Origin of the sequence: Sphaerisporangium perillae (assembly GCF_023276435.1) — a bacterium.
Lineage (GTDB): Bacteria > Actinomycetota > Actinomycetes > Streptosporangiales > Streptosporangiaceae > Sphaerisporangium > Sphaerisporangium perillae.
Window position 1 is genome coordinate 1 of sequence record NZ_JALLPO010000055.1, and the last position, 14,974, is coordinate 14,974.

Sequence of the window (14,974 nt, forward strand, 5' to 3'; positions counted from 1 at the left end):
CACCTGCCCCTCGGCGTCCATCACGATCCGCACCAAAGTGGAAGTGCGCGCCAGCCGGTGCACATCGCCTACCGGCAGCAGCTGCCCGGTGGCGGCCAGCAGCCCGGGAAACCACCGATCAGCCCGATGCCCACACCTGCCACAGCCATCATCAACCTCCCTGGCAGCTTCGGCCGGCTCCGCAGCTCCAGCAGGTGCCCCTACCGGCTCGTTACCTTCGACCCGCCCCCCGAAAGGTTCGGCCCGTCCTTCGGGTGCTTCGGCCCGTCCTTCGTATGCTTCGGCCGGCTCCGCAGCTCCAGCAGGTGCCCCTACCGGCTCGTTACCTTCGACCCGCCCCCCGAAAGGTTCGCCCCGTCCTTCGTGTGCTTCGGCCCGTCCTTCGTGTGCTTTGGTTCGTCCCTCAGGAAGTACGACCCGTCCTCCCGGCGATTCGACCCGTCCTCCCGGCGATTCGACCCGTCCTCCGGATGGTTCGAGAGCTTCGGTGGGTTCCGCGATCTTGGCATGCTGGGCAGGTTGACCGGGGCGCCCCACACCCGCGGCGCACGCTGCAGCAGGGCCGGCGCCTTGAAGCGGAGTGGGGCAAGTGGGGCCGGGGATGTCGTCGGGCAGGGAACCGGCGTTGACCAGCACCAGCAGCTCGGTGCTGATCTCCTTCTCCAGAAACCCGATCAACGCATCGGCGTTGCGTACACGCAGCGGACGGTCATCCCCCTCGGCACGAGGCTTGGCATAGGCGTCCAGCAACGCCCGCAACCGGCCCGCGGCCTCACGCGGCAGCCGGAACTCCCCCTCCACCCCACCCGAACAGCTCTCTCGCACGATCAGAAAACGCCCCGCATAATCGGCATCCGCCTCCCCGGCGAGCCCACCAGGGCACAACACCTCACGCAGGTAACGGCCGGCCCGAGTGACCTCCGCCACCGTCGCCTCATCGGCCAGAGCCACCAGGATCGGCTCGGCCAGCTCTGTCTGCCGGTCGGTCAACGGCGCGGTGGCCGCGCAGATCGCCGACACCATCCCCTCAGCCAGAGCTCCCGACGCGAACCGACCGCGTACCACCGGCAGACGCGCCAACTCCACCGCCATACCCACCAGACGCCCCGCCCCGGCCATGCTCATCCCGCACGCCGACCGCAGCCACGTCTTCGTCGAAGCATGCCCGCCGCTTTTGACCTCACCAGTCGCATGCACCCGACCCACCCGCGCCGCGATCGCCGAACTCAGCCGATCCCGCGCCCAAACCAGATCCTCCACCTCGGCCATACAAATCGCCGCCGACTCCGGCACCCCCGCCACAGCCAACTCCCCAGCAGCCTCCCGCACCCGCCCCACCAACACCCACGATGCCCGGCCACCCACCCCGGGACCGGGACCACTCGAGCCGGTCTCGCTGGTCGCGTCATCACCCGGAGCTATGCCGTCGCAGGGAGCTGAACTGTCTTCGGCGCCTGCGCTGCCACGGGGATCCCACATGTGAGGATCCCGTACATGGGGTTGCGCGTCACGTGGATCCGGGTCATGGGGATCCGGGTCATGGGGATCGCAGGCATGGGCGTAATCCAGCGGATCGATGTCGCGGGCGGCCGAGCCGTCGCTGGAGTATCCGGAGGAACGCGCGACGACCGCTGCCCACCAGTCCGGGCCGAGCACGTCCCGAGCCGGTGGCCGCGACCGGCCGCGCATCGACAGGTCGGCCGCGTCCGCCTTCATTCCTCCCCCACTCCTTCAATGATTCGAAAGTCTGTACGAATCATTTCATGCGCCCAAGCTGATCGCAACTCGAATTCCGTTAGTAATAAATGCCTGCAATGTGAAATTGAATCCATACGCCGCGAGCAAGTTAATTGTCGGAAATTGGCGGTATCCGGGTGGACACAGCCCCTGCTGCGGCCGATTCCAAGGGTGGCGGCAAGGACGGGGCGAGGCCGGCCAAAAGGGGCAGCGCCCGGCTATCGACGCACACACGCAGCGCGAGTGCGCCCGTTGCCCGTTGCCCGTTGCCCGTTGCCCCTACGACAGCCCCGCCTGGCCCGCCGCCCTGTCGGCGTGGATGGCGTTCACCCGGCCACCCTGCCACCGGCTCTCCCACACGAAGGACACATGGCCGTCCAAGGGCGCTATCCGAGGCCCCAACTGGGCGGCGTACGCGAAGTGGCCGGCAACCACCGGTGAACCGAACCGCCGGTGGAGATACCCCCCGACCAGGCTGCCGGCGAGCCGGAACCTGTCAGGGGACCGCGGAGTCGTCGGTGGGCGTCAGGAGAGGATCAGGGCGGCGATCACCAGGGTTAGGGCGGCGGCCAGGGCGACCAGGGCTGAGGGGGACCAGGTGGCGATCAGGGGGCGCTTCTCGCCGGCCTCGCGGGACTTCTTCTCGGCCATCTCGGTGAGCTGCTGGGCGACCCAGTCGGCGTGCGTTCGGCCCGCCATGGCCTCCGCCGCCTTCTGCTCCGCCTTGGAGACCTGCGGCTGAGTGGTCGGGTAGCGGCTGGAGCCGGCGGGGACGTTCGGAGTGCCGCGTCGCACCGCCTTGGCCCGTTCGCGCGCCGACGCCTGGGGCGTCCAGCAGCGGACGCTGTCGTCGCCCGACTCGATGATGATCGCGTGGGAGACGTGGATGCCGTCGACGGCCTTCCAGGGCACGAGGACGTTGCGCAGCGGGTTGCGCACCATGATGCCGTCCTCGCGGGGCAGGATGCCGGGGCGCAGGCAGCCGACGAACACGGCCGCCGTCAGCACGGCGAGCACGGCGCCGGCGACCAGAGCGGACGGGATCGTGCCGTTGGCGACCAGGTCGACGGCATTGAATGCGGCGAACACCATCCACACCCAGCCGAGCACCCAAGCCGTCTTGGACCGGAAGACTTGTGGCTTCACCGCTCGCTCACCGCTACCTCTCCGTTCACCTGGCGGTCACCACGGTAACGCCTCCGGCGCTGTGCTCAAGCCTGCCACTCAGGAGAGCTCGAACCGCAGCCCAGCAACGTTCTCAACCTGCGCTCACCAGAGCGCGGACCGCACCGGCGAACGACTCAAGCCTGCCGGTGGCCAATGCTCACACCCCGGACCCGCGGCACTCAAGGGTGCCGGTCAGAAACCGCCGCTCACACCCCGGGCCCAGTAGGGGGCGAGGCTGTCGGGGTGGTCAGGCCTGCCATTTCAGTTGGGCGAAGCCTGGCTTGATCACGCCGTTGATCAGTGCCAGCCGTTCGTCGAACGGGATGAAGGCCGACTTCATGGCGTTGACCGTGAACCACTGCAGATCGTCCCACCCGTAGCCGAAGGTTTCGACGAGGTTGGCGAATTCCTGGGAGACGCTGGTGTCGCTCATCAACCTGTTGTCGGTGTTGACGGTCACCCGGAAGTGCAGGCGGCGAAGCAGGCCGATGGGGTGCTCGGCGAGCGAGGAGGCCGCGCCGGTCTGGAGGTTGGACGTGGGGCACATCTCCAGCGGGATGCGCTTGTCGCGCACGTACGCCGCGAGCCGCCCCAGCTTGGCGGTGCCGTCCGAGGCGACCTGGATGTCGTCGATGATGCGCACGCCGTGGCCGAGCCGGTCGGCGCCGCACCACTGGATGGCCTGCCAGATCGACGGGAGCCCGAAGCCCTCGCCCGCGTGGATGGTGAAGTGGGCGTTCTCCCGCTGGAGGTACTCGAAGGCGTCCAGGTGACGGGTGGGAGGGTACCCGGCCTCGGCGCCGGCGATGTCGAACCCGGCGACGCCCACGTCGCGGTAGCGGACGGCCAGCTCGGCGATCTCCATGGAGCGTGCCTGATGGCGCATCGCGGTGAGCAGCGTTCCGACCCGGATGTCGCGCCCCTCGGAGCCGACCCGGAAGCCTTCCAGGACGGCCTCGACCGCCTCGTCGAGCGTGAGCCCGCCGGAGGTGTGCTGTTCGGGCGCGTACCGGACCTCGGCGTAGACGACCCCGTCGTTGGCCAGGTCCTCCGCGCATTCGGCGGCGACCCGGATCAGGGACTCGCGGGTCTGCATGACCCCGACGGTGTGGTCGAAGGTCTCGAGGTAGCGCTCCAGCGACCCGGAGTCGGACGCCTCGCGGAACCAGGTGCGCAGGTTGCCGGCGTCCGTGCTGGGCAGCCTGTCGTAGCCGGTCTCGCGGGCCAGGTCGATGATCGTCTCAGGTCGCAGGCCACCGTCGAGATGGTCGTGGAGGAGGACCTTGGGAGCTTTGCGGATCTCGTCACGTGTGGGCTGCGTCATCGGAACATCCTAAGCAGTCGTGCGCCGGAGCCCACGCTCATTCGTCGCGGTTCGCGGTGTCCGGAAAATCCTTAAGCGGTCGTGGGCCGGCGGCCCGGATCACTCCTCCCGGTTCACGGTGTCGGGCGAGAAGGCCGGCAGGCACACGGCGACGTACTCGGCGCCCTCGGGGCCCACGGTGTAGCGGATCTTCTCGCCGGGGAGGGTCACGAACGCCTCGCCCTCGTGCACCTCGGCCACGCCCTCCTCGTGCTCGACGATGACGGTGCCACGCAGCACGAGGGTGTACTCGGTGAACTGCGGCGTCTGGGCCGGTTCCTCCCAGCCCGCCGGGGCCACCATGTGCGCGATGGACACCTGGTCGTCGCCGGTGTTGACCCGCCCGACGTACTCGTCGATGATCTTGCCGCCCGGGACCGGAATGCGGGTCGCGCCCGCGATTTTACGTACCACGCGATAAGTCTAGTGAGTCGTGCCCGCCCGGTACGCCCCAGGTCATCCCCTCGCAACCAGTCAGTGTGCGATGTCGATCACCAGGCGGTAGGGGTCGGACTGCTCGATGACCCGGAACCCGGCGCGCCGGCGCAGCACCAGGGCGACGGTGACGACGCCTTCGAAGTCGCCGGACCGCACGACGGTCCGCAGGTTGGCGAGACCGGGTCGCAGGACGCGCGACCTCGTCCAGGTGGGCTTGCCGTCCTCGGTGTGGGCGTTGGCGGGCGTGAGCATGACCTGCAGGTAGGCCCCGCCCTTGATGTCGATGAGCTTGCCCGAGCCGTCCTCGTACAGCTTGCGCACCCAGTCGACGGTGTACCCGGTCTTCTCGCCCTGCAGGTCGATGACCACCCGGTCGTACCCCTGGTGCGTGGCGAACCTGGCCCCCTTGACCAGCGGCGGCCGGGCGGGCGTACGTGTGACCCGGACCTGCCCGGTGCTCGTGGGCGGCGGCAGGTCGGTGGAGCCGGGGGACGGCCGCAGCGTGGAGGGCACACCGGACGGGGACAGGGTGACCGGCGGGCGGCCGGACGGGGGCGTGGTGTCCGTGCCGGACGGCGGTGCGGACGCGGAGGGGGCCGGGGACGAACCGGTGGGGACCGGACCGGTCGAAGACGGAGCCGGGCCGTCCGGGGTGCTCGTCGGCGAGGATCCGGGAGCCGGCTCCGTGCCGCACGCCGCGACGAGCGCGAGGGACATGAGGACTGTGGCGACGGCGATCCTCTTCATGGCTCGGCTCCTCGGCTGGTCTCACCAACTCCTTAGACCCCGAGAATGCCTCACAGGTTCGCGGAGAAACTCCTTAACCCGAAATTGTGTCCGATGCGCCCCTTCGGCCCCGGTGGCGCACGCGAGGAGCCCCCGGCACGCGCACGCGCCGGGGGCTCGGTCCAGGACGGACAGCGGTTCGAAAGTGGGGGCCGGGGGCCTCTGGCCCGGGGCGAAGGGACCTCCCCGGGTGCCGGGTCCGGCGTCGGCCGTCCCACGGGCGGAGCCCCAGCGATCAGATCGTCTCCAGGACCTTCAGGTCGCCGTCCTGGGCCTCGTCCTCGTCCGTGGCCTTCGCGCGGCCGGCGAGCAGTCCGGTCAGGGCGATGCCCAGCCCGAGGATCGCGATGGCGGCGCAGACCGCGAACGAGGATCGGATGGCCGGCATGGTGACCACGCCCCCGTGGGAGGTCGCCACGGCGGCCACGATCGCGAGCACGAGGGCTCCGCCGACCTGACCCGAGGTGTTGAGCAGGCCGGAGGCCAGCCCCTGCTCGTCGTCGGCCACTCCCGCGGTGGCCTGGATGTTCAGCGAGGGGAACGACAGCGCGAACGCGACGCCCAGCAGCAGCATCCCAGGAATGATCATGGTGGCCAGGGCGGGGTGCTCGCCGGCGTTCAGGAAGACGGCGTACCCGGCGGCCAGGGCGAACGACCCGATGGTGATCAGGAGGCCGGTGCCGAACCGGTCGGCGAGGTCGCCCATCTTGGTGGAGGTGAGGGCGACGAGCAGGCCCGCTGGGAGGAACGCCAGCGCGGTGTGCAGGGCGGACCAGCCGAGGAGGTTCTGGAAGTACTGCATGGCGACGAACTGGAAGCCGACGTAGGAGCCGAACAGGATCACCAGGCCGAGGTTGGCCCGGACGAGCGGCCCCGACCGCAGGATGGCCAGCCGGACGAGCGGGTGCTTGACGCGCAGCTCGGTGACGATGAACAGCGCCATCAGGGCGACGGCGCCGGCGATGCTCGCCAGCGTGCGGACCGAGCCCCAGCCGGCCTCGGGCGCCTGGACGACGGCGAACACGAACAGCAGCATGGAGCCGGTGATGGTGGCCGCGCCGATGAGGTCGTGGCCTCCGGTGGCACGCTCTTCGCCGCTGTGGCGCGGCAGGAGCTTCAGGCCGGCCACCAGCGCGATGATCGCGACCGGCACCGGCGACAGGAAGGTCCAGCGCCAGCCGAGCTCGGTCAGGAACCCGGACAGGACCAGCCCGAGGGAGAAGCCGCTCGCGCCGCAGGCGGTGAAGATGCTGAGCGCCCGGTTGCGCGCCGGTCCTTCGGCGAAGGTGGTGGTGATGATCGACAGTGCCGCCGGGGCGGTGAAGGCCGCGCTGATGCCCTTGATGAACCGGGCGACGATGAGCAGGCCGCCGTCGTCGACCAGCCCGCCGAGCAGCGAGGCGACGGAGAAGACCGCGAGCGCCACGAGGAAGACCCTGCGGCGGCCGAGCAGGTCGGCGGTGCGCCCGCCGAGCAGGAGCAGGCCGCCGTAGCCGAGGACGTATCCGCTGACGACCCATTGGAGCGTAGATGTGGACAGGCCGAGGTCGGCCTGGATGGACGGCAGGGCCACTCCCACCATCGAGACATCGAGGGCATCGAGGAACACGACGGCGCAGAGGACGGTGAGCGCCCCCCAGAGGCGCGCATCCCATCGTTCGTCATGTGAGGAGGGGAACATGGAAGAGGACAGTACATGCACATGCATTCAATGCACAAGCAAATAATTCGTGTGCATTTATTGACGACGCATGCTATAGTCTGCACATGAACGACGTCGATGTCGTGAGCTCATGGCGCGACCTGATGGCCTGCCACGCCACCACGTGGTGCGCGCTCGAACGCGAGCTCGGCGAGAAGCACGGCCTGGGTGTGAGCGACTTCGAGGTCCTCGACCGCATGGCCGAGTCCGATCACGGCAAGTACCGCGTCCAGGAGCTCGCCGACGCCGTTCACCTCAGCCAGAGCGCGCTGTCACGCCTGATCTCACGCCTGGAGAGATCAGGGCTCGTGTGCCGCAACATGTGCGCCGAAGACCGGCGCGGCGTCTTCGTCCAGATCACCGAGGCCGGCGTCGAGCGCCACCGCGAGGCCCTCCCCACCCACCGCGCCGTACTCAACGCCTCTCTGGCCGGCTCTCACCGCTGAGCGCACCACCCCGAGGGTCCCGCGGCACCCCCGCCGGCGCCCCCGCTCAGGCGGTGATGCGGTCGATCACCAGGGGGAGCAGGTCGGGGTCGGGGGTCTCGCCGATGACGTAGGACCCGGACAGCGCCTCCAGGGCGCGGGCGAAGCGGGCGGGCTCGTCGGCGTGCAGGGTCATCAGCGCCTGGCCTTCGCGAACGGTGTCGCCTGGCCGGGCGTGCAGCGTGATCCCCGCGCCGAACGACACCGCGTCCTCCTTGCGGGCCCGGCCTGCGCCGAGCCGCCAGGCCGCGAGGCCGACCTGGTAGGCGTCCAGCTTTCCCAGCACGCCGGACGCGGGTGCCGGTACCTCGACGCTCTCCGCGGCCACGGGCAGGGCCGCGTCGGGGTCGCCGCCCTGTGCGACGATCATGCGCCGCCAGGCGTCCATCGCCGATCCGTCCTTGAGCGCGTCCTCGGGGTCCTTGCCGGACACCCCGGCCGCGGCCAGCATCTCCCGCGCGAGCCGCACGGTCAGCTCCACCACGTCGGACGGGCCGCCTCCGGCGAGGACCTCGACCGCCTCGGCGACCTCCAGCGCGTTGCCGACGGCGCGGCCGAGCGGGCGGTCCATGGCGGTGAGCAGCGCCACCGTGGTGACCCCGTGGTCGGTGCCGAGGTCGACCATCGTGCGCGCCAGCTCGCGGGCCGCCTCGACGTTCTTCATGAACGCCCCCGAGCCGACCTTGACGTCGAGCACCAGCGCGCCCGTACCCTCGGCGATCTTCTTGGACATGATCGACGACGCGATCAGCGGGATGGACTCCACCGTGCCGGTGACGTCGCGCAGCGCGTACAGCTTCTTGTCGGCGGGCGCGAGCCCGTCGCCGGCCGCGCACACGACCGCGCCGGCCTCGCGCAGCACGGCGAGCATCTCGTCGTTGGACAGGGACGCCCGCCAGCCGGGGATGGACTCCAGCTTGTCCAGCGTGCCGCCGGTGTGGCCGAGACCCCGTCCGGACAGCTGCGGGACGTACGCGCCGCACGCGGCCACCAGCGGCGCCAGCGGCAGGGTGATCTTGTCGCCGACGCCGCCCGTCGAGTGCTTGTCCGTGGTCGGCCGGTCGAGCGCCGACCAGTCCATGCGGGCCCCGGAGCGGATCATCGCCTCCGTCCACCGGCCGATCTCGCGCCGGTCCATCCCGTTGAGCAGGATGGCCATGGCCAGCGCGGACATCTGCTCGTCGGCGACCTCGCCGCGCGTGTAGGCGTCGACCACCCAGGCGATCTGCTCGGCGGACAGCTCGCGGCCGTCCCGCTTGGTGACGATGACGTCGATCGCGTCCATGAAGATCAGGCTCCCCGGTGAGGGTGGTCGGGCATGAGGATCGGGCTCCGCGCCGATCGGGCACGAGAGCGGGGCCGCGGTGATCGGCCAGGTGGGGGTCAGGCTCCCCGCGACAGGTCGTCGGGGCCGAAGGCCTGAGGCAGTACCTCGGCCATCCGCCACGGCCCCTCGGGGGTCTCGACCAGCAGGTCCGGGCCGCCGTGCTCGAAGAGCAGCTGGCGGCACCGCCCGCAGGGCATGAGCAGCTCGCCGTGGCCGTCCACGCAGGTGAACGCCACGAGCCTGCCGCCGCCCGACGCGTGCAGCGCGGAGACCAGGCCGCACTCGGCGCACAGCCCGAGGCCGTAGGAGGCGTTCTCGACGTTGCACCCGGTGATGACGCGGCCGTCGTCCACGAGCGCCGCGGCGCCGACCGGGAACTTCGAGTACGGCGCGTACGCGTTGGCCATGGCCTCGGTGGCGAGCTCGCGCAGCGCGTCCCAGTCGACGACGGGCGCGCCGCCCCCCGGGCTCACGGTCTCCCCGCCGTGACCCGCGGTCTCCCTGCCGATGTCCTTGTCGCTCATATGGTTCATCCCCCGTCGTGCTGGTTATCTCGGTCGCGGTGTCGCGGCCTCACGTGGCCTGGCCCTTGCGGTACGGAAGGCCGTCGGTCGCCGGCATGCGCAGCCTCTGGGAGGCCAGCGACAGCACCAGCAGCGTGGTCAGGTGGGGCGTGAACGAGGTGAACTGCTCCGGCACGGTGTCGGTCGTCGCGAACACCGCGAACACCGCGATCGCGAAGATGCCGCTGATCAGGGCCGCACGGTTCCTATGCTGCCGCACGAGCTGGTAGACGGCGAAGGCGGCGAGCAGCATCGCGACGACCAGGAGCAGGGCGTGGACCGAAGTGCCGCCCTGGCGGAGCTGGAGGGCGTCGGTGTATCCGAACAGCAGCGCGCCGCCCGCGAGGCCGCCGGGCCGCCAGTTGCCGAAGATCATGGCCGCGAGGCCGATGAAGCCGCGCCCGCCGGTCTGGCCCTCCCGGTAGATGCCGGAGGCCACGATCGACAGGAAGGCGCCGCCGAGCCCGGCCAGCGCTCCGGAGATCACGACGGCGACGTACTTGTAGAGGTACACGTTGACGCCGAGGGACTCGGCCGCCACCGGGCTCTCGCCGCAGGAGCGCAGCCGCAGGCCGAAGGCGGTGCGCCAGAGCACGTAGAAGCTGAGCGGCACGAGCAGGATGGCCACGATCGTGAACAGCGACACGTTCTGCGTCACGCCGTAGAGGAGGCCGGCCACGTCCGACAGCAGGAAGACGTGGGTGTTCGCGAGGTCCCGCAGCGGCACGCCGATGCCGGGGATGCTGACGACCTCGATCGGCGGGATGCGGGGCGACTGGGTCTCGCCGCCGCCCTTCATACCGACGAACACCAGCTTGGAGAGGTACTGGGTGACGCCCGTCCCGAGCAGGGTGATCGCGACACCGGAGATGATGTGGTCGACGCCGAAGCTGACGGTCGCGATGGCGTGCAGCAGCCCGCCCAGCGCACCGCCGATGGCTCCGGCGATCACCCCGGCCCATGGGGTGCCGAAGGCCAGCGCGCCCCAGGCTCCGCACCAGGTGCCGAGGATCATCATGCCCTCGAGGCCGATGTTGACGACGCCGGACCGCTCGGACCACAGGCCGCCGAGCGCCGCGAGGCCGATCGGGACGGCGAGGCCGATGGCCGCGCCGATGGTGCCGCCCGAGGTGATGTCGTTGGCCCCGGTGACGACCCTGGCGAGGGACATCATGACCAGCATGACCAGGACGCCGAGCAGGGCGACCTGCCAGTTCAGCCGGAACCGGCGGGCCGCCGGCGGCGCGGGGGGCGCCGGGGAGGCGATGGAGATGTCGGAGACCGTCACGCCGCCGCTCCTTCGGCCGGGGCGGGGGTGCCCGCGGAGAGCTGCCGGCTCACCCTGCGCTGCTCCGCCACCGAGCGGTACCGGTGGACCAGCTCGTAGGCGATGATGACCGAGAGCACGATGGTGCCCTGCATGATGATCACGATCTCCTTGGGGATGCCATTGAAATCGAGGATGTCGTTGGAGTTGTCGAGGAAACTCCAGAGCAGCGCGCCCACGCCGATGCCGATCGGGTTGTTGCGGCCCATGAGGGCGATCGCGATGCCGGTGAAGCCGAGGCCCGGCGGGAAGTCCAGGCTGTAGGAGTACGACGCGCCGAGCAGCTGCGGGATGCCGACCATGCCGGCGACCGCGCCGGAGAGGATCATCGTGAGCACGACCATCTTCTTGACGTTGACGCCGCTGGCGACGGCCGCCGACTCCGACCTGCCGGTGGCCCGGAGGTCGAAGCCGAACCGGGTGCGGTTGAGCAGGACGTAGTAGGCCACGCCGAGCACGATCGCCACGATGACCATCCCGTACACCTTGGTCGTGGTGCCGGGGATGAGCGACAGCCCGGGGAACTGCCCGGAGGGCCCGATGGGCTTGGTGCCGATGTTGTTGCTGCCCGCCACGGGGACGGCGAGCCGCTCGGGGGTGAGCAGCCAGGCGCCGAAGCCGGTGGCGATGGCGTTCAGCATGATCGTGGAGATGACCTCGCTGACGCCGCGCGTCGCCTTGAGCACGGCGGCGATCGCGGCCCACAGGCCGCCGATCACCACGGCGACCAGCATGATCGCGGCGACGTGCAGCGGTGCGGGGAGCGTCAGCGCGCCACCGACCGCGGCCGCGATCAGGGCGGCCAGGCGGTACTGGCCGTCCACGCCGATGTTGAAGAGGTTCATCCGGAACCCGATCGCGACGGCGAGCGCGGAGATGTAGTAGGTCGTGGCGGTGTTGAGGATCATCACCTGCGTGCGCGGGGTCGCGCTGAAGTCCAGCAGCAGCCCGAGCGTCTTGAACGGCTCATTGCCGTTCAGCAGCAGGATGATCGAGGTGACGATACCGGCGAACACGATGGCCAGGATCGGGGCGGCGATCGCCAGCAGGCCACCGAGCCTGACCCTGCCGAGCAACCGGTCGGTGAAGGACGAACTCATGCTTCCTCCCCGGCCTCGGCCGCTGCCGAGCCGAGTCGCTCAGGGGATGTGTCGTCATGGGCACCGGCCGCCGCGGATCCGGGCCGCTCGGCGGAGGTGTCTTCCCGGGCGCCGGTCATCGCGGAGCCGAGCTGCTCGGGGGTCACGCTGCCGGGGTCCACGTCGGCGACCATCCGGCCGCGCAGGATGACCTTCAGCGAGTCGGACAGGCCGATCAGCTCGTCCAGGTCCGCCGAGATCAGCAGGACCGCCAGGCCCGCGGCGCGCGCGGCCCTCAGGTGGTCCCAGATGGCGGCCTGGGCGCCGACGTCCACGCCGCGCGTCGGGTGTGAGGCGATGAGGACGACCGGGTCGCTGCTCATCTCCCGCCCGACGATGAGCTTCTGCTGGTTGCCGCCGGACAGGGCCGCCGCGTCCACGTCGATGCCGGGGGTGCGGACGTCGTACTCCCTGACGATCCGCTCGGTGTCCGCGCGGGCGCCGGCCCGGTCGATCCACGGCCCCTTGACGTTGGGCTTTCGGGTCTGGTGGCCGAGGATGCGGTTCTCCCAGAGCGGGGCGCCGAGCAGGAGGCCGTGCCGCTGCCGGTCCTCCGGGATGTACCCGATGCCGCCTTCGCGCCTGCGCAGCGTCGACCACCCCGAGATGTCGGCGTCGCCGAGGATGATCGTGCCCTGCGCGGGGCGCATGCCCATGATGGCCTCGACCAGTTCGGCCTGCCCGTTGCCCTCGACGCCGGCGATGCCGAGCACCTCGCCCTTGTGGATCTCGAACGAGACGTCCTCCACGACCGCCCGTCCGTCGTCGCTTCGCACGGTCAGGCCGCGCACGGCCAGCGCCACCTCGGCGGTGACCGTCGACTCGCGCGTCTCGGGGCTCGGCAGCTCGCTGCCCACCATCAGCTCGGCGAGCTTCCTGGCGCTGACGTCCTTGGGCAGGACGCTCGCCACGGTGGTGCCGCGCCGGATCACCGTGATGGCGTCGGCGACCGACAGCACCTCGTCGAGCTTGTGCGAGATGAAGATGATCGTCAGGCCCTCGCGGACCAGGCCGCGCAGGTTGTCGAAGAGCTCGTCGACCTCGTGCGGCACCAGCACGGCGGTCGGCTCGTCCAGGATGAGGATGCGCGCCCCCCGGTAGAGCACCTTGAGGATCTCGACGCGCTGCCGCGCGCCCACGCCCAGGTCCTCGACGAGGGTGTCGGGGTCGACGCCGAGGCCGTAGGCGTCGGAGATCTGCTTGATCTTCCGGCGGGCCGCGGCGAAGTCGATGCCGAGCCCGCGCCTGCGCGGCTCGCTGCCCAGGATGATGTTCTCGAGGACCGTCAGGTTGTCCGCGAGCATGAAGTGCTGGTGGACCATGCCGATGCCGGCGGCGATGGCGTCGCCCGGCGTGCGGAAGGAGACGGGCGATCCGTTGACGCGGATCACGCCTTCGTCCGGCCGCTGCATGCCGTATAGGATCTTCATGAGCGTGGACTTGCCCGCGCCGTTCTCGCCGACGATGGCATGCACATGCCCGGGGAGCACGGTCAGACGGATGTCACGGTTGGCGACGACGCCCGGGAACCTCTTGGTGATCCCCTCGAGCTCGACGGCGGGCTCCGTGGCGGTAGCCGAAGAAGTCGGAGTGCTGATGGCGGCCTCCTCCATGCGGACGGCCTCGGTGGCGGGACTGGTGGGCCTCGTAGGCACGGGGGCCCGCCTCGGCGGCGGATCCGGTAAGCCTTTCGGACACCGCGGCCGGCCTCGTGGGCGGGAGCATGGGCCTCGTAGGGCGGAGCGGGTGAACCGACACTAGTCCAAGGGGCCCGGTGGCAAGACCTCCGGGCCCCTTGGATCAGTGGGTCACTCGGTGGGAACCTTGATCTCGCCGCTGATGATCTTCTGCTTGTACTCGTCCAGCTTGTTCTTGATGTCGTCGACCTGGCCACCGGTGGTGGAGAAGTCGACGCCGCCGGCCTTGAGGTCGTAGGTCGTCGGACCGGCCTTGACCGTGCCGTCGGCGAAGCTCTTCAGGAAGTCGAAGACGGCGACGTCGACCTTCTTGAGCATGGAGGTCATGATGACGTCGCGCACGCTCGCGTCGGCCGTGAGGGCCTGGTCGGAGTCGACGCCGATGGCGAGGGTCTTCGAGCTCTTCGCGGCCTCGAAGACGCCGCCGCCCGAGCCGCCGGCGGCCTGGTAGACGACGTCGGCGCCGGCGTCGTACATGCCCTGGGCCGCGGTCTTGCCCTTGGCCGGGTCGTTGAACCCGCCGAAGTCCGGCGGCTGCGTGAGGTACTTCACGTCGATCTTGATGTCCGGCTTCACGGCCTGCGCGCCCTTGGTGAAGCCGACCTCGAACTTCTTGATCAGCGGCACCTGCACCCCGCCGACGAAGCCGATGTGGTCCTTCTTGGTCTTCAGCGCCGCCGCGGCGCCCACCAGGAACGAGCCCTCGTTCTCGGCGAAGACCAGGTTGGAGATGTTCGGCCCCTGGGCGGCGTCGTCGATGATCGCGAACTTGGTGTCGGGGAACTCCGCCGCCACCTTCTTGATCGCCTCGGAGTAGGCGAAGCCCACCGCGATGACGGGGTTGTACTGGCTCTGGGCGAGCAGGCGGAGCCGCTGCTCCTTCTGGGCGCCCGTCTCGCCGGCGCCGGCCTCGAGCTCCTTGGTGTCGGCGAGCTTGAGCTCGGCCTTGGCCTTCTCCAGGCCCGCGGCGGCGGCGTCGTTGAACGACTGGTCCCCCCGGCCGCCGATGTCGTACGCCAGGCCTACCTTGGCGCCGGCCGGAGCCGCCGCGCTGGACGCGCTGGACGCGCCCGGTGTCGCCGTGTCGGTGCCTGAGCCACCGCTACCTCCACATGCCGCGACGGCCATGAGCATGGCGCTCACCGCGGTCGTGGCGGCCAACTTGCTTGCGTGATTGCGGAGCAAGATGACTCCTTCCGTGTCTTCGCCGTCCAACTCGTGTGCACGCGCGAAGGAACGCACG

Annotated in this window: 13 protein-coding genes; 1 reads left to right on the forward strand and 12 read right to left on the reverse strand. The window is 70.2% G+C overall.

The features are described 5' to 3' along the window. The 6 genes from MYF83_RS36980 to MYF83_RS37005 all read right to left on the reverse strand — a co-directional run. Positions 1 to 1,716, reverse strand: a 1,716-nt coding sequence (locus MYF83_RS36980; RefSeq protein WP_248965464.1) for a DUF222 domain-containing protein, incomplete at its 3' end; no start/stop codon positions are given. 546 nt (positions 1,717 to 2,262) lie between these two features. Beyond that, positions 2,263 to 2,883 (reverse strand): hypothetical protein, encoded by a 621-nt coding sequence (locus MYF83_RS36985; RefSeq protein WP_248965465.1) that lies wholly within the window; start codon positions 2,881 to 2,883, stop codon positions 2,263 to 2,265. A 268-nt stretch (positions 2,884 to 3,151) separates the two neighbouring features. After that, positions 3,152 to 4,228 carry an adenosine deaminase gene (locus MYF83_RS36990; protein WP_248965466.1) on the reverse strand — a complete coding sequence of 359 codons (1,077 nt, stop codon included), beginning with the start codon at positions 4,226 to 4,228 and terminating at the stop codon, positions 3,152 to 3,154. Positions 4,229 to 4,327: 99 nt separating this feature from the next. Continuing rightward, positions 4,328 to 4,681, reverse strand: coding sequence for a cupin domain-containing protein (locus tag MYF83_RS36995; protein ID WP_248965467.1), 354 nt, complete (start codon positions 4,679 to 4,681; stop codon positions 4,328 to 4,330). Between the two features lie 60 nt (positions 4,682 to 4,741). Next, positions 4,742 to 5,452, reverse strand: a complete 711-nt coding sequence (locus tag MYF83_RS37000; protein ID WP_248965468.1) for an AMIN-like domain-containing (lipo)protein — start codon at positions 5,450 to 5,452, stop codon at positions 4,742 to 4,744. A 274-nt stretch (positions 5,453 to 5,726) separates the two neighbouring features. After that, positions 5,727 to 7,199 carry an MFS transporter gene (locus tag MYF83_RS37005; RefSeq protein WP_248965469.1) on the reverse strand — a complete coding sequence of 491 codons (1,473 nt, stop codon included), beginning with the start codon at positions 7,197 to 7,199 and terminating at the stop codon, positions 5,727 to 5,729. Between the two features lie 59 nt (positions 7,200 to 7,258). Between MYF83_RS37005 and MYF83_RS37010 the strand changes: the two genes are divergently transcribed. Further along, complete coding sequence (locus MYF83_RS37010) at positions 7,259 to 7,639, forward strand: MarR family winged helix-turn-helix transcriptional regulator (protein ID WP_248965470.1); 381 nt, start codon at positions 7,259 to 7,261, stop codon at positions 7,637 to 7,639. 46 nt (positions 7,640 to 7,685) lie between these two features. Here the strand turns inward: MYF83_RS37010 and MYF83_RS37015 are convergent, their stop codons facing one another. The 6 genes from MYF83_RS37015 to MYF83_RS37040 all read right to left on the reverse strand — a co-directional run bounded on the left by MYF83_RS37015 (position 7,686) and on the right by MYF83_RS37040 (position 14,916). Further along, the gene (locus tag MYF83_RS37015) at positions 7,686 to 8,963 is read right to left on the reverse strand and encodes a thymidine phosphorylase (protein WP_248965471.1); all 1,278 of its coding nucleotides are present in this window, start codon (positions 8,961 to 8,963) and stop codon (positions 7,686 to 7,688) included. A 98-nt stretch (positions 8,964 to 9,061) separates the two neighbouring features. After that, on the reverse strand, positions 9,062 to 9,529 hold the full coding sequence (locus tag MYF83_RS37020; RefSeq protein ID WP_279340589.1) for a cytidine deaminase: 468 nt from the start codon (positions 9,527 to 9,529) through the stop codon (positions 9,062 to 9,064). Between the two features lie 49 nt (positions 9,530 to 9,578). Continuing rightward, positions 9,579 to 10,856 carry an ABC transporter permease gene (locus MYF83_RS37025; RefSeq protein ID WP_248965472.1) on the reverse strand — a complete coding sequence of 426 codons (1,278 nt, stop codon included), beginning with the start codon at positions 10,854 to 10,856 and terminating at the stop codon, positions 9,579 to 9,581. After that, the gene (locus MYF83_RS37030) at positions 10,853 to 11,995 is read right to left on the reverse strand and encodes an ABC transporter permease (RefSeq protein ID WP_248965473.1); all 1,143 of its coding nucleotides are present in this window, start codon (positions 11,993 to 11,995) and stop codon (positions 10,853 to 10,855) included. The genes MYF83_RS37025 and MYF83_RS37030 overlap by 4 nt, the downstream gene beginning before the upstream one ends. Beyond that, positions 11,992 to 13,647, reverse strand: a complete 1,656-nt coding sequence (locus tag MYF83_RS37035; RefSeq protein ID WP_248965507.1) for an ABC transporter ATP-binding protein — start codon at positions 13,645 to 13,647, stop codon at positions 11,992 to 11,994. Before MYF83_RS37035 ends, MYF83_RS37030 begins: the two co-directional genes overlap by 4 nt. Positions 13,648 to 13,842: 195 nt before the next feature. Then, entirely contained in the window at positions 13,843 to 14,916 is a 1,074-nt protein-coding gene (locus MYF83_RS37040; protein WP_248965474.1) for a BMP family lipoprotein, read from the reverse strand. Between the last annotated feature and the right edge of the window lie 58 nt (positions 14,917 to 14,974).

Bases quoted from the DNA above. Each gene is read 5' to 3' on its own strand.
- MYF83_RS36990 (WP_248965466.1), bottom strand. From the start codon at position 4,228: ATGACGCAGCCCACACGTGACGAGATCCGCAAAGCTCCCAAGGTCCTC.
- MYF83_RS37000 (WP_248965468.1), bottom strand. From the start codon at position 5,452: ATGAAGAGGATCGCCGTCGCCACAGTCCTCATGTCCCTCGCGCTCGTC.
- MYF83_RS37005 (WP_248965469.1), bottom strand. From the start codon at position 7,199: ATGCATGTGCATGTACTGTCCTCTTCCATGTTCCCCTCCTCACATGAC.
- MYF83_RS37010 (WP_248965470.1), top strand. From the start codon at position 7,259: ATGAACGACGTCGATGTCGTGAGCTCATGGCGCGACCTGATGGCCTGC.
- MYF83_RS37015 (WP_248965471.1), bottom strand. From the start codon at position 8,963: ATGGACGCGATCGACGTCATCGTCACCAAGCGGGACGGCCGCGAGCTG.
- MYF83_RS37020 (WP_279340589.1), bottom strand. From the start codon at position 9,529: ATGAGCGACAAGGACATCGGCAGGGAGACCGCGGGTCACGGCGGGGAG.
- MYF83_RS37030 (WP_248965473.1), bottom strand. From the start codon at position 11,995: ATGAGTTCGTCCTTCACCGACCGGTTGCTCGGCAGGGTCAGGCTCGGT.
- MYF83_RS37035 (WP_248965507.1), bottom strand. From the start codon at position 13,647: ATGGAGGAGGCCGCCATCAGCACTCCGACTTCTTCGGCTACCGCCACG.